This is a genomic window from Williamsia sp. (assembly GCF_036566845.1).
Lineage (GTDB): Bacteria > Actinomycetota > Actinomycetes > Mycobacteriales > Mycobacteriaceae > Williamsia.
Genome location: NZ_DATCVM010000180.1, coordinates 1 through 17,888, shown reverse-complemented (window position 1 = coordinate 17,888; position 17,888 = coordinate 1). Strand labels below are relative to the sequence as shown.

Here is a 17,888-nt window from a genome sequence, read left to right as displayed (position 1 = left end):
TCCTCACCTTTCTCCGGCGCCGGATACTTTGTCGGCGGTATTTGATTCTTTGGATCGGACCTTCAGCTTACTGGTCCATACTGCGATGGCCGGATTCAATCGCCACAGGATCTCCACCGCGACGATTCCGACCGCGGCAGTCCCCAACGCGATCGCGGTTTTGCCCCAGTCCGTCGGATCCAGTTTGAACATCTCCTGGGTGAACGGCAGCGAGAAGATCAACACATACATCAGCACCGACACCGTGAGCAGCACGATCTTCCACCAGTTATAGGGACGCGCGACCACGGCGAGCACCCACATGGAGATGGCGATCATGGTGATCAGGGCCGTGGTGGCGGCCTGCATCTGATCCGGCGTCATGTCCACCGAATCCTTGGAGCCGAGTTCGAGTCCCGACCCACCGGGATACACCAGCGCGTAGGCCACGAAGGTACAGACCGCGATGACGATGCCCGACGGGATCGCCAGCCGTAGGACGCGACCGACGAACCCGGTTCGGGCCCGTTCGTTGTTCGGGGCGAGGGAGAGGACAAATGCCGGAACACCGATGGTGAACCAGGCCGCGATCGTGACGTGGATCGGCTGGAAGGGGTACGACATCGGGGTGAATCCGAAGATCTTGCCCAGCACCCCGGCGATTCCGATGGTCATGGCCAGCAGTACGGCATACACGGTCTTCGTCAGGAACAGGTTGGAGACCCGTTCGATGTTCCCGATGACACGGCGGCCTTCGCCCACCACATACGGCAGCGTGGCGAAACGGTTGTCCAGGAGGACGATCTGGGCCACGCTGCGGCTCGCCGAGCTTCCGGACCCCATGGCCACACCGATATCGGCATCTTTGAGGGCCAGCACGTCGTTGACGCCGTCACCGGTCATCGCCACCGTGTTTCCGCGAGACTGCAGCGCACCGACCATGGCCCGCTTCTGATCCGGGCGGACCCGGCCGAAGGTGGTGTGGGTGTCGACGATGTCGGCGAGCTCATCGGTGTCGGTGGGCAAGGTGCGTGCGTCCACGGCATCATCAACCGTTCCCAGCCCCAGCGACCCGGCCACCGCGCCCACCGAGATCGCGTTGTCGCCGGAGATGACCTTGACCGAGACATCCTGCGAGGCAAAGTAGTCCAGCGTCTGACGAGCATCTGGCCGGACACGCTGCTCCAGCGCGATCAAGGCCCGCGGCGTGAGCGCACCCGGCGCGGACAGTCCGTCGGCCGCTTCGGTGTCGACCGGCACATCGGTGGACGCCAGCAGCAGCACCCGCAGGCCACCGGATCCCAACTCACCGGCCTGCGAGGCGGTCTCACTCTCGGGTGGCAGCAGCATGTCGGGTGCGCCGAGCAACCAGTTGCCGCGAGCCTCACCGGAAGCGCTGTCGGAGAAGGAGATACCACTCCACTTCTTGGCCGATGTGAACGGCGCAATGCTGCTCGACGACCACTCCGGTGCGTCCGGGTACGCCTCGGCCATGGCCTGGACGCTGGCGTTGGGACGGGGATCGTGTGCGGCCAGAGCCGACAGCGCCTGCTCCAGCTCGGTGCGGTCGCCCTGCACCGGAACCAGTTCCGACAACCTCATGCCGTTCTCGGTGAGGGTTCCGGTCTTGTCCGCGCACACCACGTTGACCCGGGCCAGCCCCTCGATGGCGGGCAGTTCGTTCACCAGGCACTGGCGCCGGCCGAGCCGGACCACACCGACCGCAAACGCGATCGACGTCATCAACACGAGACCTTCGGGCACCATCGGTACCAGTGCGGCAACCATTCCCAGCAGACTCGCCTTGATGCCGTTCTCGCTGATGAAGAGCTGATTGACAATGGTCAGCACACCTGCGGGGATCAGCAGGTAGGTGATGATCTTCAGGATCTTGTCGATCCCGTTGCGCAGCTCGGAGTTGACGAGCGTGAACTTGCTGGCTTCTTCGGCGAGCTGGGCCGCGTACGCGTCGCGGCCGACCTTCGTCGCGCGATACGCACCCGAGCCGGCGACCACAAAGCTGCCCGACATGATCGGATCGCCCACCGCCTTGTCGACGGCGTCGGCTTCACCGGTCAGCAACGACTCGTCGATGTCGAGGGACGCCGATTCGAGGGTCTCGCCGTCGACGACGATCTGATCGCCGGGGCCGAGTTCGATGATGTCGTCGAGAACCACCTCACCCGGATCGATCTCCGCGGCAACACCATCGCGTCGCACCATCGGCCGGGTCTGGCCCACGATCGCCAGCGCGTCGAGGGTCTTCTTCGCCCTGATCTCCTGGATGATGCCGATGCCACTGTTGGCGATGATCAGCAAACCGAAGGCGCCGTTGATGATCGAGCCCGTGCTCATCACGATGATGAACAGCACCCCGAGTATTGCGTTGATGCGGGTGAAGATGTTCGCGCGGACGATGTCCGAGACGCTTCGACCGGACCGATCGGGTTGGACGTTGACCTGACCCGCCGACACCCGCTCGGCCACCTGGGCCGAAGTCAGTCCTGCTGTCAGATGCTTTTCGTTGATCGCGGTCACGCCGCACCCTCCCACCATGATTGGGTCTCGAATCCGTGTCCGCTGCGCGAGTGGACGTCAAAACGCGCGCCCGGCATCGGGGTGATCACCGGGATCTGCAGTTCCGCGGCCGCCGGGAGCAGCCGCTGCACCGGATCTGCCCACTCGTGCAGGGCGAGATTGAATGTGGCCCAATGGATGGGGAGCAGCAACGAGTCGGAGAGATTGGCGCTGTTGAGCATTCGATGCACGTCCAGCGCCTCCTCCGGGTTGAGGTGGATGTCGGGCCAGAGCCGGTCGTAGGCGCCGATTGCGATCAGCGACAGCCCGAACGGACCGAAGTCGGCGCCGACCTGCCCGAACGACTCGGTGATGCCGGTGTCGCCGGAGAAGAAGAAGTTGTTACGCGGGCCGGACACGGCCCAACTCGCCCACTGTGTCGTGTTGCGCTGCAGTCCCCGTCCGGAGAAGTGGCGGGCGGAGCAGCAATTGAAGGTGAGGTCGCCGATGGTGATCGACTCGCCCCAGTCGGCTTCACGGATCCGGCCGGGATCGATACCCCAGTACTCCAGATGCGCACCGACCCCGATCGGCGTCACGAAGACGGATTCGGGGTGGGTCCGGGCGAGCCCCCGCACCGTCGCGGTGTCGAGGTGGTCGTAGTGGTCGTGGCTGATCAGCACCACGTCGATGGGCGGCAACTCGTCGAGCTGGTGTGGCACCGGGTGCATCCGGGCCGGTCCGACCACGCTCGACGGTGAGCAGCGTTTGCTCCACACCGGGTCGGTCAGGATCCGGTGTCCGTCGAGTTCGACAAGCACCGATGCGTGCCCGAACCAGGTGGCGGCGAGGTCGGCGATCTCCCACGGAAGCGGTGAGGAATCGAACTCGAGGCGGACCTTCGGCTTCCCGATGTCGCCGCGACGGAGCATCGCGAGCGCGGCCGCCCGGTCGCCGTCGACGGGTCGCGGTGGTTCGAGATTCCCGAAGTTCCCACCCGTTTGGTAGGGGGACGCACTGATATGTGGGAGCACAAGATCTTTCGGCGCCCCCATCGCGCGGTACACCTCCGTGCCGGCACTCACGCCGACGGCGGCAAACGCCACCCCGGCAGTTGCAGCACCGGCCAAGAGCCTCGGACCGGTCAGGGGATTCGGTAGGCGCGACACTCCCGACACACTACCGGCCGGTTGTCACATTTCCTCGACGCACAGGTGGCGACCGAACCTGAGTCGAGACCCGCTGTCGACAAAGGGGAATACCTCGGGGTATATCTGACTTATACAAACCATAGTCAGCCAAAGGAGAAGGTCATGGCCCAGATCGTTGATGCAGTAATCGTCGGTGCGGTACGTACCCCGATCGGAAAGGGCAAACCCGGACGGGTGGTCGACGGTGCAACCGTCGGGGCTGGTGGACTGCACGGCATCCACCCGGTCGACCTGCTCGCTCATAGCCTCCGAGCAGTGGTCGAGCAGACCGGCATCGATCCGGCCCTGATCGACGACGTGATCGCCGGTGCCGTCACCCAGGCCGATGAGCAGGGCCAGAACATCAGCCGTAAGGCCGCGCTGGCCGCAGGCTTTCCCGAATCGGTTCCGGGCACCACCATCAATCGACAGTGCGGATCGAGCCAGCAGGCGATCTCGTTTGCCGCCCAGGCTGTGATGTCGGGAGTGCAGGACGTCGTGGTCGCGGCCGGTGTGGAATCGATGAGCCGGGTGCCCATGGCCTCGGATGTCCGGCCAGGTGTCGACGCGTCCGGTATCGGTTTCTCGGAGCGGTACTCCGACGGACTGATCTCTCAGGGTCTGGCCGCCGAGTTGATCGCGGCCGACTGGGGCTTCTCCCGGACCCAGCTCGACGAGTTCGCGCTGTCGAGCCACGACAAGGCCATCGCCGCCACCAAGGCCGGCCGTTTCGACCGTGAGATCGCACCGATCGCCGGGCTGAGCACCGACGAGATGATTCGTCCCGGTGGCACCGTCGAGCAGTTGGCTTCGCTGAAGCCCGCGTTCTATTACCCCGCGATGCAGGAGCGGTTCCCACAGATCGAATGGCAGATCACCGCGGCCAACTCGAGTCCACTGTCCGACGGCAGTGCGGCGGTACTGATCATGAGCAGCGCCAAGGCCTCCGAACTCGGCCTCACCCCGCTGGCGCGCCTGCACAGTTTCTCGGTGGTCGGTTCCGATCCGCTCTACATGCTCACCGGTGTCATCCCCGCGACCGAAAAGGTACTCAAGGCGGCCGGCCTGACCGTCTCCGACATCGACCTGTTCGAGGTGAACGAGGCCTTCTCCCCCGTGGTCCTCTCGTGGGCCAAGGACACCGGTGCGGATCTTTCGAAGACCAATGTCAACGGCGGCGCGATCGCATTGGGTCACCCACTCGGCGCCAGCGGTGCCCGGATCATGACCACCATGGTCAACGCACTGCAACAAACCGGTGGCCGCTACGCCCTGCAGACCATGTGCGAGGCCGGCGGCATGGCCAACGCCACCATCATCGAGCGGCTGTAGCCCCTCCCGCCCCCGTCCCTCCCGCGAACGCTCCACCTATACGAAGACGCTCCACATACACGTGGAGCGTCTTCGCAAACCCGGAGCGTTTGCGGGTGCGGTCACCGTAAACCCGCCCGCCGCAGGTTGTTCAGCAAGATCTCGCGGAGGCGCTGCGGATCCATGAGGTCATCCCAACCCCAGCGGGCGACCACAAATCCCAGTTCATTCAGGCGTTCCTCGCGACGCTTCTCGCGGTACACCGCATCTGCCGGCGTCTCACCGGGACGCAGGTAGCGGACGTATTTGCCTTTGCCATCGAACTCACCGAGTAGGTGCCGGTCGATCCGGAAGTCTGTCCGCGCCACGAATTCACCTGCGGGACCGAATATCTCCGGCTGCAACTCCGGTACCGGAACGTCCGGCATCGCATCCATACGGGTACGCGACAAGGATTCGCCGACGCTCTCCGACGCACCGTCGGCAAATGCCACCGCTGCCTTGGCTCTGCCCACTCCCTTCCGCCGGCCTGCCCGCGCGAGCACCGTCTCGAGCTCCGCCCTGGTCGCACCCATCCGCAGCGCCGCGTCGCAGACACAGACGGACTGATCGAAGCTTCCGATGCGCGCGATGTCGACAGCCGTACGAGCAAGGGTCGTCACCAGTAGGCCTGGTAAGACCAGGACCTCGTCCGGTTCCCAGGTGGCGGCGTGCACACGACAGGCCCGATCACGGCTGCGACCACCGCCGGTGCGATTGACCGTGAAGTGGACCCGATCCAAATCCGCGTCGAACATCGGCAGACCCAGGAGCGCGGCGGCGGACCAGTGGCTGACGGCCTTGGTTCCCTGGCCCGCATCAACTGCTCCGAGCACCTTCAGGCGGTACCGACGCTCCCGCGCGACGCGACTGCTCGCGTCCCCGTCCGAACTCGCCGGGACGTACATACCCCGATAGACGCGCTCCAGACTTCCCTGCCTCGTCGCAGCCTGCAGCGCATGGTCACTGAAGCCCGAAGACACCGCGATTCGTCTCAGGACGAGGCCATCCGCGGTCAGTTCGTAATCTCCCATCCACCGATTCTGTGCGCGGCCGCGAGGTCACGAGTCGCTCCGAAACCGATATGTGGACAACATCCCCTCATGTGCACAACGCAGACGCTCCACCTGTGCGACGACGCTCCGCGTGTACGCGGAGCACCTTCGTAGAAGTGGAGCGTCTGGGAGGGTGGGCATCACTAGGCTGAGGCGGTGGCAGATCATCTGGTCCTGGCGATCGACCTCGGTGGCACAAAAGTGGAAGCCGCGCTCGTCGATCCGTCCGGCAACGTGCTCAGCGACAGTCGAAGTCGCGCACTCACCGGTTCGAAGGCCTCACCGACGGACCTCGGCGAGGGCGTCCTGCGGGTTGTCGAACACGCGTTGGCGAACGTGCCCGACACCTCCGAACTGGTCGGTGTCGGCATCGCAGCGGCCGGACCGGTGAACGAACAGGCCGGCACCCTGTCCCCGATCAACATCCCCCGATGGCGGGACTATCCGCTGCGGACGCTGGTTGCCGACCACGTACGAAACAGTCTGGGCGACGTACCCGTCCGCTTCCATCGCGACGGGATTGCCATCGTGATGGCCGCACACTGGCTCGGCAACGCGCGCGACGTCGACAACCTCCTGGGCATGGTCATCTCGACCGGGATCGGAGGCGGATTCATCGTCGACGGACGGGTCCTGGCCGCCAACAGCGGACACATCGGGCAGATCCAGTTGTCGGGATTCGCCGGCGAGCTGAGCATCGGCAGCCGCACCACCCTCGAATCGGTGGCCTCGGGTCCGCACATCGTCGCCTGGGCCAACGCACAGGGCTGGACGGGTCACACCGGCGAGGACCTCGCGCAGGCATACCGCGAGGGCAATGAGATCGCCCGGCGCGCCATCGTCCGGGTATCCGAGGCGGTGGGTCAAGCGATCTGCAGCGCAACGGCAATGGTGGAGGTCGATGTCGTCGCGATCAGCGGAGGGTTCTCGAAGGTCACACCCGATCTGTTGCCGATGATCGGGGCCGTCGTCGAGCGCCATCCGCTGCCGTATGTCTCCCGCGTTCGGGTCATCGATGCCGGCCTACCGGACACCGCGCCACTCGTCGGTGCCGCCGCGCTGGTCTACCGGCGAACCCACGTCGGACTGCCCACCTGACAGCTGCTCCACCTGTGCGAAGGCGCTCCACATATTTGTGGAGCGCCTTCGCGAAGGTGGAGCGTTTGCGGGAGACTAGGTGGCCAGCGAGCGACTGATGACGAGGCGCTGAATCTGGTTGGTTCCTTCGAAGATCTGGGTGATCTTGGCTTCCCGCATCAACCGCTCGACGCGGAAGTCCTTGGTGTAGCCGTACCCTCCGAACACCTGGACCGCATCGGTGGTCACCTTCATCGCGGCGTCGGTGGCGATCAGCTTGGCCACGGACGCATTGCGCGAGTACGGCACACCGGCGTCACGACGACGAGCGGCGTCGATGTAGGTGGCGCGGGCCGAATCCACGGCGGCTGCCATGTCGGCGAGCAGGAAACCCAGGCCCTGGTGATCGATGATCTTCTTGCCGAAGGTCTGCCGTTCCTGCGCGTAGGCGACCGCTTCGTCCAGTGCGGCCTGGGCGATGCCCACAGCGACCGCCGCGATCCCGAGACGGCCCGAATCCAATGCGCTGAAGGCGATCTGAAGACCCTGCCCTTCGGTTCCGATTCGACGATCCTCGGGGACAAACGCGTTGTCGTACGTGGCCGAAGTGGTGGGGACCGCGGCCAATCCCATCTTCTCTTCCGGCTTGCCGAAGCTCAGACCCTCGGTGTCGTCGGGGACGAGGAAACACGAGATGCCCTTCGACCCCTCTCCGGTGCGCGCGAACAGGTTGTAGAAGTCGGCGACCCCACCGTGGGTGATCCAGGCCTTCGATCCGTTGACCATGTAGCCGCCGTCAGTGGCCGTGGCCTTGCAGGACAATGCAGCGGCGTCGGAACCGGCCTGAGGTTCGGACAGGCTGTAGGCACCTATCTTCTCACCGCCGAGCATCTCGGGAAGCCAGCGTTGCTTCTGCTCGTCGGTCCCGAACGCCATCAGCGGATGACAGGACAAACTGTGCACACTCACCGCGACGGCCACGGCTGCCCAGCGCGCTGCCAGTTCTTCGAGTACCTGCAGGTAGACCTCGTACGGTTGGCCGCCACCACCCCACTCTTCGGGGTACGGCAGGCTCAGCAGACCGGTCTGGCCGAGCACCTTGAAGGCATCAGCTGGGTACTTCTCCGCTTTCTCGTATTCGTCGGCGATGGGCGCGAGCGCCTTGTCCGCGACCTCACTCGCCAACTGGATCAGGTCACGGGCTTCTTCAGTGGGCAGCAATCGGCTGACGGACATTGCGTACTCCCTCGATCTTCGGAACAGACATCGGCGGCACGGACAGGCAGTACTGCCACAGGCCATTCAGTACTACTGACAGTACTCCACAACGCGAAGCAGTACCATGAGCGCCATGGTTCCGTCCGTCTCCCCAGCACACGCGACGGCCCGTCGTGCGCAGTTGTTCGACGAGTTGGTCGCCCTGTTCCTCGATGAGGGTTTTGCGCACCTGACGCTGGATCAGATCGCCGCGCGTCTGCATTGCTCCAAGTCGACGCTGTACACACTCGCCGGCAGCAAAGATGAGCTGGTCCGCGAGGTGACCGTGCACTTCTTCCGGTCGGCGACCACCGAGGTGGAGGCGGCGGTTGCCGACGCGACCGGCACGCGCGAACGACTGACGGCCTACCTGACCGCGGTGGGCGCCGCCCTGGCCCCGGCCCACGAGCAATTCATGGAAGACCTCGCCGAATTCCCACCCGCCCGCGACATCTACGAACGCAATACCCGCGCGGCCGCGGACCGTGTCCACGAACTCATCGACGACGGTGTCGCCGCCGGCGATGTCCGCGATGTGCACGCCGCGTTCGTCGCCGACATCGCCGCGTCGGTGATGGTGCGGATACAGCAGCGCGCCATCAAAGCGGCTGTCGGACTCGATGATTCGGTGGCATACCTGGAACTCGCTCAGCTTCTGACCGAAGGGATCGGTCGCTGACATCGTCGCCCGTGGGCGCGATGTCGGACTGTCGGCCGGTGAACAGGGAGGCCACCGCTCCGATCAGACAGACGATCGCAAAGGTGAAGGCCGCCGTGAGACCGTCGGCAAACGGGTCCGAGATCAGATGCGGGAAGAACCTCAGGCCCACGAGGGTGTTCTGATCGTCAGTCGGGAGCGTCGTAAGATGCTCGCCGACAAGCTGTTTGATGGGGTTGTAACCCAGGAACGCTCCGAACAGGATCGACACGGTGGTCAGGTGTGAAATCTGGTCGGCATCCGCCGCCGGAACCCCGGTCGGGTTCGGGCATGATGGCCCCCCGCGCGTCCGCCGGCAGGCTGTTCACAACCTGAGCCCGATTCGGCGAGGTGAACAATCCCATGCCGATCCCGTTGACAAAAAGCACCACGGCGAAGGCCCAGTAGTTGAAATCGACCGGCAAGGCGATGAGCGCGACAAAGGTACCCGCAGTGGTCAGCATCCCCACTGTCGTGAACCACTTGGAGCCGCACCGGTCGGACAGCACCCCCGACACCGGTGCCGCCAACAGGAATCCGATCGTCATCGGAACCATGTAGATCGCCGCCCACAGCGGCGTGCGTGTGTAGTCGTACCCGTGCTGCGGCAACCAGATTCCCTGCAATCAGACGATCAGGATGAATTGCAGTCCACCCCGGCCGATCGAGGCCATCAGATTGGCGATGTTGCCGAACAGAAACGTCCGGATGCGGAACAGGCTCAGATTGAACAGCGGGTTGTCGACCCTCCCATCATCATCCAGAGCAGATAGCTCGTGTTCTGCGGCTCGAGGGGATTGAGATGAATGCCCTTGAAGATATCCGGCAGTGCGATGAGCACAATCGAAGAATTGATCGTGGCGATGAGCATCCCGAGGGTCGTATTCGAGAGTGCAATCCACTTGCAATGCGGACCGAGTTCAGCCGCGGTGCGGATCCTGTTGCGCCCGGGGCGTTGCATCGACCCGATCCCGGTCAATTCGACGTCCTCCAGATCAGAGTCGGAACTGTAGGTCGTTTGTGTCATCACCACCAGCCGGAGTCAATTCGCTGCTTTACTCGGCCAAGAATAGTTGCGTAGTACTAAGTAATCGAATTGGAAAGTCCGAATTATCGGTAGTGTCGGAGAAGACGCAAATGCGGGTGGGCCCCAAGCTGTTGTCAGCGCGCGGCCACGACCGGCGCGCTGACAACGGGGTGATGCGAGGTGTCGTGGCGCGCAATGGTCAACGCGCCGACCACAATTCCGAAGATCACCCCGACCGCGCTGTCCAGCACCCGATCCAGTGCGACCTCGGGCGTCAACCCGGCCCCGAGTGCGGTGAGCAACAACGCCATCGGGGTCACCGCCATCGAGCACAGGCCATAGTTGACAGCCACCAAGATCTCGGCCGCGACCTGCAGCGCCACGATGAGAACCACTGCGCCCCAGTAACCCAGCGGAAGCGCGAGCAAACCCGCCGCGATCAGGGCTCCCACGATATTTCCGATGAATCTCTGAACGCCGCGGTGGACAGTGAGGTGGTAGTTCAGTCCCTGCAGGGTGGCGATGGCGCCCATGGCCGCCCACATCGGATGGGCCATGCCGGCTGCGGCCGCCACTCCTGCCGCCAACGCACTCGCCACCGCGACGCGCACGGCAGAGGTCACCAGGTCGCGGTCGGTGACGCGCCGTAGATCGGCCCACACCGACGCCCGTGCCGCGCCACCGTCATGGCCGATGACACGGGCGGCATCGAACGCCCACGGCGCCAGCGAGGCAGCGATCCCGATGATCGAACCGATCACGGCGACAACAGTGACCTCGGCGATGTCGTGCAGTGAGTTCGCGTAGCCCACCGCAGCGGCGGCGGCGAAGATCATGACCACGGGTCCCGGCCCGGCAATCCGGCACGCGCCCAGAACGAGAACGGCCACCGCAGCCGCGATCGCCATACCGATCACCTGGACGGTCATCGACACACCGGCCGCGCCGAGCAGGCCTCCGAAAACGACAAACAGCACCAGCGTTCCGGAGGTCACCAGCAATTTCGGCAGCCGGACGCGGTAGGGGTCTGCCCGGCAGAACGCCGAGGTCAACGCGCCCAATGCCGCAAAACCGGCGATATCCCCTCGGCCGGCCAGTCCCCCGGCGACAAGGACGACCGCGATCGCGATGCCAACACGGATCGGCACCCACACCGCAACCTGACCACGGTTCAGCGTCGTCGCGGCGTCGCGCCAGGTGCGCGGCGTCAGCGAGTGTGCCAACGCGCGCCGACTGTGCAGGTAGTGGTCGGAGAGGTTCTGACTGATCGGCATGACAACTACTTTACAACTATTTTATCTATAAAGTACATCGCACACGTGACCTAGGATGGCATCGTGAACCCAGAGACCGACCCGGCCGATGTCGTCGAACGCGTGAGCCAGGAATGGGCAAATGCGTACCCCGACCTCGACACCACGCCCATCGAGGTGTTCGCCCGCGTCAACCGCATCTCGGCGGTTCTCGCCCACCAACTGGACCGGGAACTCGATCGCCACTCCATCGGCCGCTCGGAGTTCGAGGTTCTCGGTGCGCTCGCAAGATCAGATCGCCCGCTCCGCGCCAGCGAGGTCGTGTCGACGACGATGCTCAGCGGCGCCTCGATCACCAAACTCACCGAACGCCTGGGTGACCTGGGCCTGCTGCGACGCAGGAAATCCGAGCGGGACGGTCGGGTGGTCCTGCTCGAATTGACCGACACCGGAAAGGAACTCGTCGACACTCAGTTCCCGCGGCGACTCGCCCGGGACGAGGCACTGCTGCAACCACTGACGACCGAGGAACGATCGGCCCTGATCACCCTGCTACGCAAGATCTCCCGGTCGATCGACGTTCACTAGCACTGCCCGGTGGCCGGATCGATCCCTCGCGTACACAGATTGTCGGCAGCCCACTGGGTGAGCCCTTGGAGGATCGGCATCAGGGCCTCACCCGACGACGTCAGCCGATACGAGACCGACACCGGCGGACCCGCCTCGACCGTGCGCTCGATCACGCCGGCCTCGGCCAATTCGACCAACCGCCCGGACAACACCGAGTCGCTGATCCCACCGGTTGCGGTACGCAGTTCCGCGAATCCCGCAGGCCCGTGCATCAGACTGCCCAGCAGGACACCGTTCCATCGCTTGCCGAGAAGGGCGAACGCATCCCGCAGCGCACCGTCACACGCACGTGGGTCGTGCGTCACTTCTACTTCCCGGGGCATCGGACCAGCATACCGTTTGCTACAGTCATCCAGAGTAGCTTTTATTTTAGTAGTCCCTTGATAAAAAGGAGCACACGATGTCCTCGACCGACTCAGTCACCACGCTCGATGCCCACGCGCGGGAGCTGCTCTTCCGCAACGCCCGCACAGCCAACACCTTCAGCTCGGAACCGGTGAGCGACGAGGTACTCAAGGAGGTCTGGGAGCTGGCGAAGTGGCCACCCACCGCCGCCAACACCCAGCCGCTGCGCGTCCTCTACGTCCGCAGCGACAAAGCCAAAGAACGCCTGCTCCCCCATGTCGCCGAAGGCAACGTCGACAAGGTCCGCAGCGCACCGGTGACGGCCGTGCTGGCGATGGATTCTGCGTTCCACGAGCACATCCCGACCGTGCTTCCCTTCCGGCCCGAGATGAAGGACGCGCTGGAGGCCAATGAGGACATGCGCACCTCGATGGGCACGTTCGGGAGCACCCTGCAGGCCGGATATTTCATCCTCGCGGTCCGATCCGTGGGTCTGACCGCCGGGCCGATGGCCGGATTCGATTCCGCCGGTGTCGATTCCGAGTTCTTCGGCGACGGTCGCTGGAAGTCGACGCTGCTGGTCAACGTCGGACATCCGGGCAAGGACCCCTGGTTCGACCGGCTTCCCCGCCTCGACGACGACGAGGTCCTACGCTTCGAGTGACAGCACCCCGATCTTGGTGGACTTTGGCGACGCCGACCTGCGGGTTTGCTCACCCGAACCCACCAATTTCGGAGAGCCTGTCCAGGAACGGACGCTGACCCTTCAACAGCTTGTCGCGGGCCGCGTCGATGCCGAACCAGTCCACTCTGTCGACTTCGGGATAGGACCGGATCTTGCCGGATCCGCGGGGCCATTCCATCTCGAATGTGTTGCTGACGGCATCGGTGATGTCGAGGTCGGACTCGACGGCGAAGGCGGTCACCAATTTTCCGCTCGGTTGTCTGATCTCTCCGAGTTCGACGACGTTCCCGTCGGGGACGGGCAGCCCGACCTCCTCGGCGAACTCTCTCCGGGCCGCCGCGAGGGGCTCTTCGTCCTCGTCGTAGAGACCCTTCGGTATCGACCAGGAACCGTCGTCCTTACGTGCCCACAACGGCCCGCCCGGATGCGCGATCAACACCTCGAGACCGACCTCGCCCCGGCGGAACAACAACATCCCCGCACTACGCTTCGCCATCGCGCGCCTCAGTCCACAAATGAATCGGACACGGTCAGTGCCGCATCCAGGATCTCCAGTCCCTCGGCCACCTCGTCGGCGGTCACCGTGCACGGTGGCACCATGTGGATCCGGTTGAAGTTGGCGAAGGGCAGCAGGCCTCCCGCCCTGCATTCGCGGAGCACCTCGGCCATCGCCGGACTCGAACCCCCGTAGGGCGCAAGCGGTTCGCGGGTATCGGGGTTCTTGACCAGCTCCACCGCCCAGAAGACGCCCGTGCCCCGCACATCTCCGACGCTGGGATGCTGTGCGGCGAGCTTCTCCAGTCCCGGCCCCAGCACGTCCGATCCGATGGCCGCGGCGTTGTCCACGATGGCTTCGTCGGTCATCGCGTTGATGGTGGCGACGGCTGCGGCGGTGGCCAGCGGATGGCCCGAGTACGTGAGTCCACCGGGATAGGGCCGATCGGCAAACGTCTCGGCGATCTCGCTGTTGATGGCGACACCGCCCAGCGGGACGTATCCCGAGTTCACGCCCTTGGCGAAGGTGATCAGATCGGGAACCACGTCGGCATGGTTGATGGAGAACCACTTTCCGGTCCGGCCGAACCCGGCCATCACCTCGTCGGCGACCATCACGATCCCGAAGCGATCGCACAGTTCACGAACTCCAGCCAGATAGCCATCCGGTGGGACCATGATGCCGGCGGTCCCCGGAATCGGTTCCAGCACGATCGCCGCGATCGTCTGCGGCCCCTCCATCGAGATCACCGACTCGAGGTGTTCGAGCGCACGCTCACATTCCTGTCGCTCGTCTTCTGCGTGAAATCGGCTGCGGTACAAGAAGGGACCGAAGAAATGGACCACACCCGCCGATCCGTAGTCGTTGGGCCATCGACGGGGATCGCCGGTCATGTTGATCGCGGTGTCGGTGCCACCGTGGTAGGAGCGGTAGCGGGTGAGAACCTTGCGCCGACCGGTGTGCAGGCGCGCCATCCGCACGGCGTGCTCCACCGCATCCGCGCCGCCATTGGTGAAGAACACCTTGTCGAGGTCTCCGGGAGTCCGCTGCGCGATCAGGTGGGCCGCCTCCGACCGGGCATCGTTGACGTGCGCCGGCCCGATGGTGCAGAGCTTGTTCGCCTGCTCGGCGATCGCGGCGACCACCTTGGGATGCTGATGCCCGATGTTGGTGTTCACCATCTGCGACGAGAAATCGATCAGCCTGCTGCCGTCGCCATCCCAGACGTAGGAGCCCGACGCCGCCAGGATGGTCATCGGGGTCAGGTGAGCCTGCGCCGACCACGAATGGAATACATGAGCCCGGTCCAGTTCGTAGGCCCTGCGCCCGGCGGCCTTTGCCGCTTCGAGTTCGCCCGCGTCGGCGAACGGCGAGTTGTCGCCGGACAGCGCATTTGTCATCAGAGAGCACCTTCCACCATGCGACCGACGGTCTCGGTCAGAACATCCACTCCGGCCGCAAGGTCGGCGTCATGAGTGTATTCATTCTCCGCGTGGGACACGCCGTCGACACTGGGAATGAACAACATCACCGTCGGAACAAGGTCTTTCATGTTTGTCGAATCGTGGCCGGCCCGGGTCCTCACCTGCATGTGACTGTGACCAAGCGCGTCGATCACGTTCTCTGCCAACGCAACTCCCTCTGGCTGGTATGTATGGCCCTTCCAGGTGTGGGCGAAACGTCGCTCGATCTCCACATCGGCCGCGACCTCGATCTCCGCAAACGCCCGATTGAGCTTCACGTCGGCCTCGGCCAGTAGTTCGTCGGAGGGTGAACGCAGATCCAGGTGCATGTGGACCTCTCGGGCCACGACAACCGGCGAGTTCGGATACACGGTCAGCTGACCGCACGACGTGTGCAGGTCCTCGCCGTACTCATCGGCCAGCTCGCGCAGGGCCACAACTGCTTTCGCTGCCCCGAACAGCGCATCCTGCCGGTCTGCGATGGCGGTGGCACCGGTGTGCGCTTGCGCACCGATGACCGAGATCTCGTACTTGTTGGCACCCCAGGTGGACGGCACCACGCCCATGAGCACGCCCGCCTTGTCTAGTTCGCGCCCCTGTTCAATGTGGATCTCGGCGTAGGAGGCGACCTCGAGCCCACCAGGAGTGTGATGCTCACCGGTGGTGAAGACGTCCTTGTCCCCCAGCATGTTCAGCTCACCGAGCGCGGCGGCGACCGTGACCCCGGCGACGTCGGTGGTGTCGAGTGCGGCCTGCAGCTCGAGCTTGCCGGTGAAGACGCCGCTGCCCTGCATCGACGGCTTGAAGCGTGAGCCCTCTTCGTTGAACCAGTTCACCACCGCCAAGTTGTACACGGCCTCATCAGGATTGGCGAGGTAGTACTTCCGGAGCCGGTCCATGGCGTGCGCCGCCGCCAGCACCCCGTAGGCGCCGTCGTAGCGACCGCCCCGGGGCTGACTGTCCAGATGCGACCCGGACAGCACGTAGGGCGCACCCGGCAACAGTTCAAACAGACCGAACATGTTCCCGATCCGGTCGTACGCCACCGTGAAACCGCGTTCGGTCAGCCATCCGGCCAGCCACCGCCTGTTCTCACCGTCGGCGTCGGTGGCGGCCTGGCGTTCCACCCCGCCCGCCGCCGTCGCGCCGAATGTCGACATTGTGGTGAAGTCGTCGATGAACGCACTGTCGGTCGCCGGGTCGGTGGTGACCCGAACGGCGCTGTCCTGCATCGATCCCGAAGAACTCATCCGAGGATCCTTTCGTCTGTGTAGGTCAGGAGCGGGCGGCGAGAGTCGGCGCCATTGCCGGAATGATCTTCTCCCCGTATGCCTCGAGGGTCTGGTCCTTGCCGTCGTGCTGCAGGTAGATCGAGAACTGGTCGACGCCGAGGTCGCGCAGTTCCTGCAGCCGGGCGATGTGTTGTTCCGGCGGTCCGAGCAGGCAGAAGCGGTCGATGATGTCGTCGGGCACAAAACTCGTGTGGCTGTTGCCCACCCGCCCGTGCTCGTTGTAGTCGTAGCCCTGACGGTTCTTGATGTAGTCGGTCAATGCGGCGGGGACCCCGGCGCCGTCGCCACCGTACTTGCCCACCAGGTCCGCCACGTGGTTGCCCACCATCCCGCCGAACCAGCGGCACTGATCACGTTGGTACGCAAGATCATCACCGACGTACGCCGGCGCCGCGACCACGATCTTCACCTCGTCGGGGTCGCGTCCGGCGGCCTCCGCGGCGGCCTTCACCCGCTTCACCGTCCACTCCACGATCGCCGGATCGGCCAGTTGCAGGATGAAGCCGTCGGCGACCTCCCCGATCAGGTCCAGCGCCTTCGGCCCGTATCCGGCGCCGTAGACATCCAGTCGTGAACGAGCGGCCCACGGGAATCTGATCTCGGTGTCGTTGATGGTCGCGGTCCGGCCGTTGCCCAGTTCCTTGATGACGGAAATGCTGTCGCGCAGGATCGCCAGGGTCGACGGCTTGCCCGAGATCACCCGGACCGCCGAATCACCGCGACCGATACCGCAGATCGTCCGGTTGCCGTACATCGAGTTGAGGGTGGCGAACGTCGACGCGGTGACGGTCGCATCACGGGTGAGCGGGTTCGTCACCATCGGCCCGACGATGACGTTGCGCGTCGCGGCCAGGATCTGGCTGTAGATCACGTTGGGTTCCTGCCACAGCACGTGCGAATCGAAAGTCCACACGTACGAAAAGCCCCGGTTCTCGGCCGCAACGGCGAGTTCGACGACCCGAGATGCCGGCGGATTGCATTGCATGACAACACCGAAGTCCATGTGGTGCTCCTTCTCGATTGTTGGTGCTTGCTGCGCTGAGCGGGGGGGTGTCAGATCAGGTTCTGCGACAGTTCTCGCCGCACAAAACGTCCGTCGGTCTTCTTTCCGAGATACTCACCGGCATCGACGATCACCGATCCGCGCGACAGCACCGTCTGCACGGCCCCGTCGATCTCGTAGCCTTCCCAGGCCGAGTAGTCCATGTTCATGTGATGGCTCTTGCCCAGGCCGATGCTGGTGTGCCCGGCCGGATCGTAGATGACGACGTCCGCGTCGGCCCCCGGTGAGATGACACCCTTGCGCGGGTACATACCGAACATGCGGGCCGGTGTCGTGCAACAGACCTCCACCCACTTCTCCAGGCTGATCCGCCCGTCCACGACACCCTGGTACATCAGGTCCATCCGGTGCTCGACGCCGCCGATTCCGTTGGGGATCTTGGAGAAATCGGCGATGCCCAGCTCTTTCTGGTCCACCATGCAGAACGGGCAGTGGTCGGTGGCGACACCGGCGACATCCCCGGTCCGGATGAACTTCCACAACTCGTCCTGATGGCCTTCCGCGCGCGAACG

At 64.6% G+C, this 17,888-nt stretch carries 16 protein-coding genes and 1 pseudogene; 5 read left to right on the top strand and 12 right to left on the bottom strand.

The annotated features are described in order from the left end of the window. Positions 1 to 3 precede the first annotated feature (3 nt). Positions 4 to 2,535 carry a cation-translocating P-type ATPase gene (locus VIQ49_RS16855; protein ID WP_331886652.1) on the bottom strand — a complete coding sequence of 844 codons (2,532 nt, stop codon included), beginning with the start codon at positions 2,533 to 2,535 and terminating at the stop codon, positions 4 to 6. Then, a complete protein-coding gene (locus tag VIQ49_RS16850) occupies positions 2,514 to 3,665 on the bottom strand; it encodes an MBL fold metallo-hydrolase (protein ID WP_331886650.1) in 1,152 nt (383 codons plus the stop codon). The genes VIQ49_RS16855 and VIQ49_RS16850 overlap by 22 nt, the downstream gene beginning before the upstream one ends. Positions 3,666 to 3,809: 144 nt before the next feature. Between VIQ49_RS16850 and VIQ49_RS16845 the strand changes: the two genes are divergently transcribed. Next, positions 3,810 to 5,018 (top strand): thiolase family protein, encoded by a 1,209-nt coding sequence (locus VIQ49_RS16845; protein ID WP_331886648.1) that lies wholly within the window; start codon positions 3,810 to 3,812, stop codon positions 5,016 to 5,018. Between the two features lie 101 nt (positions 5,019 to 5,119). Here the strand turns inward: VIQ49_RS16845 and VIQ49_RS16840 are convergent, their stop codons facing one another. Further along, positions 5,120 to 6,070, bottom strand: coding sequence for a hypothetical protein (locus VIQ49_RS16840; protein ID WP_331886646.1), 951 nt, complete (start codon positions 6,068 to 6,070; stop codon positions 5,120 to 5,122). A gap of 177 nt (positions 6,071 to 6,247) precedes the next feature. On the opposite strand from VIQ49_RS16840, the gene VIQ49_RS16835 reads away from it, so the two are divergent. Then, on the top strand, positions 6,248 to 7,189 hold the full coding sequence (locus VIQ49_RS16835; RefSeq protein ID WP_331886644.1) for an ROK family protein: 942 nt from the start codon (positions 6,248 to 6,250) through the stop codon (positions 7,187 to 7,189). A gap of 75 nt (positions 7,190 to 7,264) precedes the next feature. Here the strand turns inward: VIQ49_RS16835 and VIQ49_RS16830 are convergent, their stop codons facing one another. Next, a complete protein-coding gene (locus tag VIQ49_RS16830) occupies positions 7,265 to 8,404 on the bottom strand; it encodes an acyl-CoA dehydrogenase family protein (RefSeq protein WP_331886642.1) in 1,140 nt (379 codons plus the stop codon). A 115-nt stretch (positions 8,405 to 8,519) separates the two neighbouring features. Here VIQ49_RS16830 and VIQ49_RS16825 point away from each other — a divergent pair, with 115 nt between their 5' ends. Further along, entirely contained in the window at positions 8,520 to 9,104 is a 585-nt protein-coding gene (locus VIQ49_RS16825) for a TetR/AcrR family transcriptional regulator (protein WP_331886703.1), read from the top strand. Here VIQ49_RS16825 and VIQ49_RS16820 read toward each other — a convergent pair. Together VIQ49_RS16820 and VIQ49_RS16815 are read right to left on the bottom strand one after the other, a co-directional pair. Then, positions 9,025 to 10,083: pseudogene (locus tag VIQ49_RS16820) on the bottom strand (MFS transporter). The gene VIQ49_RS16825 and the pseudogene VIQ49_RS16820 sit on opposite strands and share 80 nt — an antisense overlap. Positions 10,084 to 10,283: 200 nt before the next feature. Beyond that, the gene (locus VIQ49_RS16815; RefSeq protein ID WP_331886640.1) at positions 10,284 to 11,423 is read right to left on the bottom strand and encodes an FUSC family protein; all 1,140 of its coding nucleotides are present in this window, start codon (positions 11,421 to 11,423) and stop codon (positions 10,284 to 10,286) included. Positions 11,424 to 11,486: 63 nt separating this feature from the next. On the opposite strand from VIQ49_RS16815, the gene VIQ49_RS16810 reads away from it, so the two are divergent. Then, complete coding sequence (locus tag VIQ49_RS16810; RefSeq protein ID WP_331886638.1) at positions 11,487 to 11,990, top strand: MarR family winged helix-turn-helix transcriptional regulator; 504 nt, start codon at positions 11,487 to 11,489, stop codon at positions 11,988 to 11,990. On the opposite strand, the gene VIQ49_RS16805 is transcribed toward VIQ49_RS16810, so the two are convergent. Beyond that, positions 11,987 to 12,355: a helix-turn-helix domain-containing protein gene (locus VIQ49_RS16805; protein WP_331886636.1), complete on the bottom strand. Its 369-nt coding sequence runs from the start codon at positions 12,353 to 12,355 to the stop codon at positions 11,987 to 11,989. The two genes, VIQ49_RS16810 and VIQ49_RS16805, sit on opposite strands and share 4 nt — an antisense overlap. A 77-nt stretch (positions 12,356 to 12,432) precedes the next feature. Here VIQ49_RS16805 and VIQ49_RS16800 point away from each other — a divergent pair, with 77 nt between their 5' ends. After that, positions 12,433 to 13,041: a malonic semialdehyde reductase gene (locus tag VIQ49_RS16800; RefSeq protein WP_331886634.1), complete on the top strand. Its 609-nt coding sequence runs from the start codon at positions 12,433 to 12,435 to the stop codon at positions 13,039 to 13,041. Positions 13,042 to 13,090: 49 nt separating this feature from the next. Here the strand turns inward: VIQ49_RS16800 and VIQ49_RS16795 are convergent, their stop codons facing one another. The 5 genes from VIQ49_RS16795 to VIQ49_RS16775 form a co-directional block, all read right to left on the bottom strand. Continuing rightward, positions 13,091 to 13,558 carry an NUDIX domain-containing protein gene (locus VIQ49_RS16795; RefSeq protein WP_331886632.1) on the bottom strand — a complete coding sequence of 156 codons (468 nt, stop codon included), beginning with the start codon at positions 13,556 to 13,558 and terminating at the stop codon, positions 13,091 to 13,093. Positions 13,559 to 13,566: 8 nt separating this feature from the next. Continuing rightward, the gene (locus VIQ49_RS16790; protein ID WP_331886630.1) at positions 13,567 to 14,958 is read right to left on the bottom strand and encodes an aspartate aminotransferase family protein; all 1,392 of its coding nucleotides are present in this window, start codon (positions 14,956 to 14,958) and stop codon (positions 13,567 to 13,569) included. Next, positions 14,958 to 16,253, bottom strand: coding sequence for a M20 family metallo-hydrolase (locus tag VIQ49_RS16785; RefSeq protein WP_414731652.1), 1,296 nt, complete (start codon positions 16,251 to 16,253; stop codon positions 14,958 to 14,960). The genes VIQ49_RS16790 and VIQ49_RS16785 overlap by 1 nt, the downstream gene beginning before the upstream one ends. Before the next feature lie 43 nt (positions 16,254 to 16,296). Further along, on the bottom strand, positions 16,297 to 17,316 hold the full coding sequence (locus VIQ49_RS16780; RefSeq protein ID WP_331886626.1) for a TIGR03842 family LLM class F420-dependent oxidoreductase: 1,020 nt from the start codon (positions 17,314 to 17,316) through the stop codon (positions 16,297 to 16,299). A gap of 50 nt (positions 17,317 to 17,366) precedes the next feature. Continuing rightward, on the bottom strand, positions 17,367 to 17,888 hold a 522-nt coding region (locus VIQ49_RS16775), incomplete at its 5' end, for an amidohydrolase family protein (RefSeq protein WP_331886624.1).

Bases quoted from the DNA above. Each gene is read 5' to 3' on its own strand.
- VIQ49_RS16855 (WP_331886652.1), bottom strand. From the start codon at position 2,535: ATGGTGGGAGGGTGCGGCGTGACCGCGATCAACGAAAAGCATCTGACA.
- VIQ49_RS16845 (WP_331886648.1), top strand. From the start codon at position 3,810: ATGGCCCAGATCGTTGATGCAGTAATCGTCGGTGCGGTACGTACCCCG.
- VIQ49_RS16840 (WP_331886646.1), bottom strand. From the start codon at position 6,070: ATGGGAGATTACGAACTGACCGCGGATGGCCTCGTCCTGAGACGAATC.
- VIQ49_RS16830 (WP_331886642.1), bottom strand. From the start codon at position 8,404: ATGTCCGTCAGCCGATTGCTGCCCACTGAAGAAGCCCGTGACCTGATC.
- VIQ49_RS16825 (WP_331886703.1), top strand. From the start codon at position 8,520: ATGGTTCCGTCCGTCTCCCCAGCACACGCGACGGCCCGTCGTGCGCAG.
- VIQ49_RS16815 (WP_331886640.1), bottom strand. From the start codon at position 11,423: ATGCCGATCAGTCAGAACCTCTCCGACCACTACCTGCACAGTCGGCGC.
- VIQ49_RS16805 (WP_331886636.1), bottom strand. From the start codon at position 12,355: ATGCCCCGGGAAGTAGAAGTGACGCACGACCCACGTGCGTGTGACGGT.
- VIQ49_RS16800 (WP_331886634.1), top strand. From the start codon at position 12,433: ATGTCCTCGACCGACTCAGTCACCACGCTCGATGCCCACGCGCGGGAG.
- VIQ49_RS16795 (WP_331886632.1), bottom strand. From the start codon at position 13,558: ATGGCGAAGCGTAGTGCGGGGATGTTGTTGTTCCGCCGGGGCGAGGTC.
- VIQ49_RS16790 (WP_331886630.1), bottom strand. From the start codon at position 14,958: ATGACAAATGCGCTGTCCGGCGACAACTCGCCGTTCGCCGACGCGGGC.
- VIQ49_RS16785 (WP_414731652.1), bottom strand. From the start codon at position 16,253: ATGCAGGACAGCGCCGTTCGGGTCACCACCGACCCGGCGACCGACAGT.
- VIQ49_RS16780 (WP_331886626.1), bottom strand. From the start codon at position 17,316: ATGGACTTCGGTGTTGTCATGCAATGCAATCCGCCGGCATCTCGGGTC.